An 8,570-nucleotide genomic window follows, 5' to 3' on the forward strand; every position below is an offset into this window, starting at 1 on the left:
GCTGCCGCGACGCTCACCTCCACCGTGCCCGGCCTCGATCCGCCGGAACCGATGGGCCGGGACTTCGCGACAGAAGAAGCGTTGCGCTCAGACCTGCCGGGCGTCGCTTTCCGCGTGCCGGGCACGGATACGCAGGTGCGCCTGTATGGTTTCGCCAAGCTGACCGGCTACTACGACCTCGGCCCACGCAACCAGACCGACGCGCCACCGCCCCAGACCATCCCGCTGGCCGACAGCCCGAACGACCTGCAGGGCGGTGACTTCGCGATGACCGCGCGCTTCAGCCGCTTCGGCATCGACACGCGGACGCTGACGAACTGGGGCACGCTGGAAACACGACTGGAAGGCGATTTCGGCGGCGGTGCGCCGAATTCCTCCAATGCGGTGTTCCGCCTGCGCCAGGCCTGGGCGGAACTCGGCGACGAACGCATCCGCGTGCTGGTGGGCCAGGCCAACAGCCTGTGGAACGAGGGCGTCTTCGAGACGCTGATCGACGCCACGAACCTCAACCAGTCCTTCGTGCGCCAGGCGCAGATCCGGCTGACCCGCCGGCTCGCCGAGGGGCTGACCGGCATGGTCTCGCTCGAGGCACCCGAGACCACCTACACCTCGGTCGCCGGCATCTTCACGCCGACGACGAACCTCCAGGGCGGCGCGAGCCCCGCCTTCAGCTCGGTGCCCGACCTGCTGGCGCGGCTGACCTGGCGGCAGGACGGGATCGAGCTCAACCTGCGCGGCCTGTTGCGGCAGATCGAGATCCGCACCGCCGGCACAGCCGCGACGCCCAACGTGTCCGACACAACGCCGGCCTGGGGCCTCGCCGGCATGGCCCGCCTGCCGATGCGGCTGCTGTCGGAGGCGTTCGGCCAGGACGACATCGCCGCCATGGCCTACTATGGCGAGGGCATCGGCCGCTATTTCGCCGGCCAGACCTCGGGGCAGGATGCGGTGACGAATCTCGGCCTGCCGGAGGTCACCTCGCCCAGCCTCGACGCCATCGCATCCTATGGCGCGACGATCGCCTATCGGCGCTTCTGGACGACGCAGCTCCGCAGCAACTTCGCCTATTCCTATTCGAGGAACGACTATCCGTCCTACGCGCTTGGCTTCGCGCCGGGCTCGGCTTCGGCCGTTTCGCTGAACCAGGAGTACCAGCAGGTCTTCGCTAACCTGATCTGGAGCCCCTTCGCCGAGGTCCGCAACGGGGTCTTCGGCAGCGGCTGGCTCGATCTCGGTCTCGAATATTTGTTCACCCGGCGCGACCTCTATGGCGGTGCGACGGCGGCGGGGCTGGCGGGGGCCGGGCACGGCATCGCGAACCGCGTCCTGTTTGCGGCGATTGCGCGCTTCTGATGTCGGCAGGCGGGATACGAAGCCAAGTGGCGGGATGGCGAAACTCCATGCCATGCTGCCGCGGCGCGCAATCCGCGACGGGAAGGAAACCTCATGGGCAGCATCCGGCACGCGGCGACCGCGCCATGTGGCATCGCCGCGCGGCATTCTTCCCGGTTCACCGAACGCTGAACTCTCACCTCGGGACCTGTCATGGATAAGCTCGACGCCGTCCTCGCCCGCATCGATGCGAATGCCGATGCGGCACTCGGTCGCCTGTTCGCCCTGCTACGCATCAAGTCCATCTCGACCGACCCAGCCTATGCGGCAGAGTGCAAGGCCTGTGCGGATTGGCATGCGGCCGATCTCGCTTCGATCGGCTTCGCGGCCGAGGCGCGCGCCACTCCAGGCCATCCCATCGTCGTCGCCCATGACCGCAGTGCGGCCGGCCCATCCGCCCTGTTCTACGGGCACTACGACGTGCAGCCGGTCGATCCGCTGGAACTGTGGGACCACGACCCCTTCGAACCGAAGATCGAGACACGTCCGGACGGTTCCAAGGTGATCCGCGCGCGCGGCGCCTCGGACGACAAGGGCCAGGTGATGACCTTCATCGAGGCATGCCGCGCCTGGAAGGAAGTCAACGGCGCCCTGCCCATCCCGGTGACGGTGCTGCTGGAAGGCGAGGAGGAATCGGGCGGGGTGAACCTGCCGTCCTTCCTCAAGGCCAATGCCGCCGAGCTGAAGGCCGATATCGGCCTGATCTGCGACACCAACATGTGGGATGCCAGGACCCCCGCGATCCAGACCATGCTGCGCGGGCTGTGCGGGGAGGAGATCATCATCACCGCCGCCGACCGCGACCTCCATTCCGGCTTCTACGGATCGGCCGCGGCGAACCCGAACCACATCCTGGCCCGCATCATCGCCGATCTGCGCGATGCGGATGGCCGCGTCACCCTGCCCGGCTTCTATGACGGCGTGCCGGAATTGCCCGACGCGCTGAAGAAGCAATGGGACAGTCTGAACTTCGACGCCGGCGCCTTCCTCGGCGCCATCGGGCTGTCCGTGCCGGCCGGCGAGAAGGGGCGCAGCGTCCTTGAGATGACCTGGTCGCGCCCGACCTGCGAGGTGAACGGCATGGGCGGCGGGTATCAGGGCGCGGGGTTCAAGACGGTGATCCCGTCCGTCGCCTCGGCCAAGATCTCCTTCCGGCTGGTCTTCGATCAGGATCCGCACAAGGTCCGCGCCGCCTTCCGCGAACATGTGCGCGCCCGCGTCCCGGCCGATTGCAAGGTGGAGTTCATCGAGCACGGGTCAGGCAGCGCCATCCGCTTCCCGATCGAGGACGCCGCCTTCGCCAAGGCGCGCGACGCCCTCACCGCCGAATGGGGCACGCCGGCGGTGTTCATCGGCGGCGGCGGGTCCATCCCCGTCACGGCGGAACTGAAAAAGGCGCTCGGCATGGATGTGATCCTCGCTGGCTTCGCGCTGGAGGATGACCGCATCCACAGCCCGAACGAGAAATACGACCTGCATTCCTTCCGGAAGGGCATGCGGTCCTGGGCGCGCATCCTGCACGCCCTGGCAGGCTGAGAGGCGCGCCATGAGCGAGACCGTCGCGCCGAAGACGGCGATGCAGAAGATCCTCGATGCGGTGGAGCGCGTGGGCAACCGCGTCCCGCACCCGGTGATGATCTTCGTCTACCTGATCGCCATTGTGATCGTGCTGTCGGCCGTGCTGGCCGCGTTCGGCGCACATGTCTCCTATCAGGCCTACAATCCCACGACCGGGGACATCGAACCGGCCAGCACCGCGGCGCGCAGTCTGCTGACGGTGGACGGCATCCGCTTCATGTTCACCGGCCTCGTCCAGAACTTCATGAACTTCAACGCCGTCGGCGTGATCATCGTGGCGATGGTTGGCGTCGGCGTCGCGGAGGAAGCGGGCCTGGTCAAAGCCCTGATTCGCAAGCTGGTGGTGGTCGCGCCGCCCAAGGCGCTGACCTACATCCTGGTCTTCGTCGGCATCATCTCCTCGATCGCGGCGGATGCGGGCTACCTCGTGCTGATCCCGCTCGCCGCGGCGGCCTTCATCAGCGTCGGCCGGCATCCGCTGGCGGGCCTCGCGGCGGCCTTCGCGGCGGTCGCCTCGGCCTTCCTGGTCAACATCCTCATCGTGCCGGTGGATGGCATCCTCACCGAGATCACCAACGACGCCATCCGGCTGGTGAACCCGACGCGGTCCATCGACCTCGCCGCCAATGTCTGGTTCTCGATCGGTTCGGTCGTGCTGCTGACCATCCTGATCACCGTCATCACCGAGCGGATGATCGAACCACGCCTCGGACCCTATACCGGCGACTATCAGGTGCCGGGGGAGACCGGGCTGTCGGATGACGAGCATCGCGGCCTGCGCTTCGCGCTGTACGGCATGCTCGGCGTCTTCGCCTTCCTGGCGCTGCTGACGCTGCCGCCGGGTGCGCCGCTGCGCAACCCGGAGACGGGCGCGATCATCGGTTCCTCCCCCTTCATGAACAGCCTGATCGTGTCCATCGCGCTGATCTTCCTGGTCTGTGGGGCGGCCTATGGCATCGGCGCCAGGACCATGGCGGGGGCCAACGACGTCATCGGCGCGATGCAGAAGGCGATCGCCGGGCTGGCCGGGCTGATCCTCCTGCTACTCGTGATCAGCCAGTTCATCGCCTATTTCAACTACACGAACATGGCGACGCTCGCGGCCGTCTCGCTCGCCCGCGTGCTGCAGCAGATGAACCTCGACGCGCTGTGGCTGCTGATCGGCTTTGTGATCGTCGTGTTCCTGCTCGACCTCATCATCACGGCCGCCATCGCGAAATGGGCGATCTTCGCGCCGATCTTCGTGCCGCTGCTCATGCAGCTGGGGGTGGAGCCGGAGGCAGTGCTCGCCGCGTACCGCGTCGGCGACAGCCCGATGAACTCGATCACGCCACTCAACGCCTATTTCGCGATGATCGTTACCTTTGCGATCAAGTACCAGAAGGATGCGGGGGTCGGCACCGTCATCGCGCTGATGCTGCCCTACGTGCTGGTCATCTCGGTGATCTGGACGGCCTTCCTGGCAGCCTGGCACCTGCTGGCCCTGCCCTGGGGCTTGTGATGACGGCGCTGGGAGGGGTGCGGCAGCGGCGCCGCATGCCGCCGCCCCGGCCCCCGCGGCAGGGGCGACGCGGCGGCGGCAATCGTGCATAAGGGGCGGCCCTTGCCGGTCGCCCCCGCCGCTGACCGGGCCGGTCGGCGAGGCGACACGGTGGTGGAGTGGCGGTTTGACGAGTCGTCGCCTTTTCGCGGCATGGCCAGCCCTGGCGGTGCTTGCCGCCGCGCTTCCGGCCCGCGCGCAGCGGGGTCGGTCCGACCCCAATCCGGATGGCTCGATCGAGATCGAGCAGGTGCGCGTCGGCGTGCTGGCGGTGGGTGCCTCGATCGGCGGTGGAAGACTGCATTTCCGTGGCGAGGAACACCGCTTCACCGTCCGCGGCATCGAATTCGGCAGTGTCGGCGTCTCCACTCTCTCCGCGCGCGGGGAGGTGTTCGGCCTCCGCCGGTTGGAGGATTTCACTGGCCGCTACACGGAACAGGTCGTCCCGCGCCAGCGCGTGGATGGCCAGTCTGGGCCGGAGACGCGCTGGCTGCGCAATGCCGCCGGCGTGGAGCTGCGCCTGCGCACGGAACGCGCCGGCGGTCAGTTCCGCATCAACGATGCCGGAGTGACCATCGAGTTGCGATGAGGAGGACGGCCCGCCAATGATCGACGGCTTCCTCTTTGCCAAGCTGATCTCGCTGTGGCTGTTCGGCTTCTCGACGATGCTGAGCATCATCAACCCCTTCGGGATCGCCTTCGTCTTCCACGACATGACGCGCTGGCTGACGCCGCGCGAAAGGTCGCGGCTGGCGCGGCAGATCGGGATCAATTCGTTCATCGTGCTCATGGTCGCGATGTTCCTCGGATCCCGCGTGCTGTCCTTCTTCGGCATCTCGCTTGAGGCCCTGCGGATCGGCGGGGGGCTGGCCGTCGCCGCCTCGGGCTGGACGATGCTGCGCGCGGAGCCGGAGGCGAAGGCGGCACCCACCGCGATGGACACCGCACCGATCGAGCGCATGGCCTTCTTTCCCCTGACGCTGCCGCTGACGACGGGCCCCGGGTCGATCGCAGCGGCGATCGCGCTCGGCGCGGAACGCTCGACCAGTTCGCAGGACATATTGCTGGTGAGCGCGCTGTCGGCCCTGATGGTCGCCGCCTCGGTCGCGGCCTGCGTCTGGGTCGCCTACGCCTATGCTGAAGCGATCGCCAGGCGCATCGGCCCGCAAGGCACTTTGATCGCCACCAAGCTCACCGCCTTCCTGCTGCTGTGCATCGGGGTGCAGATCATCCTGACCGGGGCGTCCGACGCGCTCCGTCCGCTGCTCGCCGCACGCGGCTGATGCAGCATCCGCTCCGCCGCCCCAATCCGATGGCATGCCCATGACCACGCAACTGCTCCTGGTGCTGGCGCTGCTCGGCGCGGCGATCGCGATGTTCATCCTGAACCGGCCGCGCATGGACGCCGTCGGGCTGCTGATGATCGTGCTGCTGCCCTTCACCGGCGTGCTGACGATCAATGAAGCCCTCGCCGGCTTCTCCGACCCGTCCATCGTGCTGCTGGCGGCGCTGTTCGTGGTGGGGGAAGGCCTGGTGCGGACCGGCACGGCGCAGCGCATCGGCGACCTGCTGAACGAACGTGCCGGCAACAGCGAGACGCGGATGCTGGTGATGCTGATGATCGCCGGCGCAGGGCTGGGTGCCTTCATGAGCTCGACCGCAGTGGTGGCGATCTTCATTCCCGTCGTGTTGCGCATCTGCCGCAACAGCGGCGCCGCGCCGAGCCAGCTGATGATGCCGCTGTCCGTCGCCGCCCTGATCAGCGGCATGATGACCCTTGTCGCGACAGCGCCGAACCTTGTGGTCAACGCCGAGCTTGCGCGCCAGGGGATTGCCGGGTTCGGATTCTTCGCCTTCACGCCCTTCGGCGTGCCCATCCTGGTGCTGGCCATCGGTTACATGCTTTACGCTCGCCGCCTCCTGCCGGATCGCCGCCCGCCTGGCACCGACAACCACCGCGCGCCGAGCCTGCGGGACTGGGTGACCGCCTACGGGCTCGCCGGCCGCGCCCGGCGTGTCCGGATCGGCACCAGCTCACCCCTGGTCGGCCGCCGTCTCGACCAGCTGTCGCTGCGCAAGGAAGGCATCAACATCCTCGCGATCGAAAGGCGAGGACACTTCGCGGTCGAGGTCATCCGCCCGGCTGGCACCACTGAACTCGGCGTCGATGACGTCCTGCTGCTGGATGTCCGTGTCGCCGCCGAACGCGTCGAGGAACTGCGGCAGGAATACGGGGTCACGGAGTTGCCACTGGTGGACGGGGACTATTTCCTCGATCGATCCCAGGAGATCGGGATGATCGAGGCGATCATTCCGCCGGACTCCCCGCTGGTCGGCAGGACGGTGCTCGAAGCCCGCATCCGTGGCGAGTACCGGCTGACGGTCATCGGGTTGCGCCACCGGCAGGAAGCGGCCGGTGTCGACTTGCTGGAGGAGAAGCTCAAGGCCGGCGATACCCTGCTGCTGACGGGCTTCTGGTCCGACATACGAAAGCTGCAGGCCGACAGGCGCCTGCTGGTCGTCCTGAACCTGCCGGCCGAACATGCCGAGGTCCTGCCGGCGGCCGGTCGCATGCCCCAGGCCGTGGCAATCCTGGCCCTGACGGTCGGGCTGATGATCAGCGGCTGGGTGTCCAATGCCCATGCGGCGCTGATCGGCTGCCTGCTGATGGGACTGGCGCGTTGCGTGGATCTCGACAGCGCCTATCGGTCCATTTCGTGGAAGACGCTGGTGCTGATCGTCGGGATGCTGCCCTTCTCGATCGCGCTTCAGCGCACCGGCGGTGTCGATCTGGCGGCGGAGGGTGTGCTCGCGCTGGCCGGCGCGGCGTCCCCGCGCGTGCTGCTCGGCGTCATCTTCATCATCACGGCGCTGCTCGGGCTGTTCATCTCCAACACCGCGACAGCGGTGCTGATGGCGCCGGTCGCGCTCGCCGTCGCGGCCGATGTTGGCGCGTCGCCCTATCCCTTCGCCATGATCGTGGCGCTGGCGGCGTCGGCGGCCTTCATGACGCCGGTTTCCTCGCCGGTGAATACGCTGGTGGTGGGACCCGGCAACTACAGCTTCGGCGACTTCATGAAGCTGGGCGTGCCCTTCACCATCGTCACGATGGTGGTCTGCGTGCTTCTCGTCCCGGTCATCCTGCCGCCATAGGTGGAGGCTGCGGGTTTGCAGGAGGGCTTCCTGACCAGGTCGCGCGGTATCGCGTGATTCGGAAGAAGTTGTTGCATTCGGTTGGAGTGAAGGCGTCGATCCATCTACCGATGGAGCACCGGAGACACTCGATGGTTCGTGCGGCGGTTTTGTGCAGCATGGACTTGAGCTTGGCGAAGGCGTTTCGACCGGGTCCAGGTTGAGGCTGTAGGGCGGCAGGTAGAACAGGCGGGCGTCCGCTGCTTCGATCGCGGCCCTGATGCCCGCGCCCTTGTGACTGCCGAGGTTGTCCATGATCGCGATGTCCGCCGGGCGCGGGTCGGGAGCGAGCACCGATCGACATAGACCTGGAGGGTGAGGCCATACATCGGCCCGCCGAGCACCATCGGCGCAACCATGCTGCTGTTGCACAGGCGGCGACGAAGGTCGCGGTATTCCAGCGGCCATGCGGGGTGGTCATGCACACCGCTCGCCGCTCGGATCACGCCAGTGGATGCGGGCTATGCCCGTCGAGGTCCAGCTTTCGTCAACGAACACCAGGCAGTCGAGGTCGAAGTCCCGCTGTGCCTCGCGCCACTCGGCGGATCGCGTCACGACGTCGGGGCGTTCCTGCGTGGCCGTACGTGCCGATTCCTTTGACCGTCAGCCCATGACGGTCAAGACGCCGCCACACCGGGGCGATGCCGACAGACATCTGCCTTGGCCAGTTCCTTTCGGATCTCCCGCCAGGGTGATGTTCTTGTGCCTGCCACATCGCGAGCTCTCGCCGGATGGATACAACTTGGCGCGATCCTGCGGCTTGCGCAGGCTGCGCAGGTGGCTGGCGCTGTTCGGGTCGAAGTCTCGGGGCCTGGAAACGGCAAACGCCCCAGCGATGATGCTGAGGCGTTCATGTCGCAGGTCAAGC

7 protein-coding genes and 2 pseudogenes are annotated in these 8,570 nt (G+C 67.3%); 7 read left to right on the top strand and 2 right to left on the bottom strand.

Annotation, left to right across the window (positions count from 1 at the left end):
• The 7 genes and pseudogenes from AC2YHJ_RS27705 to AC2YHJ_RS27735 all read left to right on the top strand — a co-directional run.
• On the top strand, positions 1 to 1,353 hold a 1,353-nt coding region (locus AC2YHJ_RS27705), incomplete at its 5' end, for a DcaP family trimeric outer membrane transporter (RefSeq protein WP_487399426.1).
• Positions 1,354 to 1,545: 192 nt separating this feature from the next.
• Positions 1,546 to 2,928, top strand: a complete 1,383-nt coding sequence (locus tag AC2YHJ_RS27710) for a M20/M25/M40 family metallo-hydrolase (RefSeq protein ID WP_487399427.1) — start codon at positions 1,546 to 1,548, stop codon at positions 2,926 to 2,928.
• Between the two features lie 10 nt (positions 2,929 to 2,938).
• On the top strand, positions 2,939 to 4,471 hold the full coding sequence (locus AC2YHJ_RS27715) for an AbgT family transporter (protein WP_487399428.1): 1,533 nt from the start codon (positions 2,939 to 2,941) through the stop codon (positions 4,469 to 4,471).
• A 166-nt stretch (positions 4,472 to 4,637) separates the two neighbouring features.
• The gene (locus AC2YHJ_RS27720) at positions 4,638 to 5,099 is read left to right on the top strand and encodes a hypothetical protein (RefSeq protein WP_487399429.1); all 462 of its coding nucleotides are present in this window, start codon (positions 4,638 to 4,640) and stop codon (positions 5,097 to 5,099) included.
• 16 nt (positions 5,100 to 5,115) lie between these two features.
• Complete coding sequence (locus tag AC2YHJ_RS27725) at positions 5,116 to 5,793, top strand: MarC family protein (protein WP_487399430.1); 678 nt, start codon at positions 5,116 to 5,118, stop codon at positions 5,791 to 5,793.
• A gap of 31 nt (positions 5,794 to 5,824) precedes the next feature.
• Positions 5,825 to 6,682, top strand: a pseudogene (locus tag AC2YHJ_RS27730) (SLC13 family permease); the annotation flags it as partial.
• A 123-nt stretch (positions 6,683 to 6,805) separates the two neighbouring features.
• Positions 6,806 to 7,663 (top strand): SLC13 family permease, encoded by an 858-nt coding sequence (locus AC2YHJ_RS27735; protein ID WP_487399432.1) that lies wholly within the window; start codon positions 6,806 to 6,808, stop codon positions 7,661 to 7,663.
• A gap of 195 nt (positions 7,664 to 7,858) precedes the next feature.
• Here the strand turns inward: AC2YHJ_RS27735 and AC2YHJ_RS27740 are convergent.
• A pseudogene (locus AC2YHJ_RS27740) lies at positions 7,859 to 8,110 on the bottom strand (transposase); the annotation flags it as partial.
• 195 nt (positions 8,111 to 8,305) lie between these two features.
• The coding region (locus AC2YHJ_RS27745) for a hypothetical protein (protein ID WP_487399431.1) at positions 8,306 to 8,570 on the bottom strand (265 nt) is incomplete at its 5' end.

This window comes from Roseomonas sp. SRI_022 (assembly GCF_057586215.1).

Bases quoted from the DNA above. Each gene is read 5' to 3' on its own strand.
- AC2YHJ_RS27735 (WP_487399432.1), top strand. From the start codon at position 6,806: ATGATCGAGGCGATCATTCCGCCGGACTCCCCGCTGGTCGGCAGGACG.
- AC2YHJ_RS27715 (WP_487399428.1), top strand. From the start codon at position 2,939: ATGAGCGAGACCGTCGCGCCGAAGACGGCGATGCAGAAGATCCTCGAT.
- AC2YHJ_RS27725 (WP_487399430.1), top strand. From the start codon at position 5,116: ATGATCGACGGCTTCCTCTTTGCCAAGCTGATCTCGCTGTGGCTGTTC.
- AC2YHJ_RS27710 (WP_487399427.1), top strand. From the start codon at position 1,546: ATGGATAAGCTCGACGCCGTCCTCGCCCGCATCGATGCGAATGCCGAT.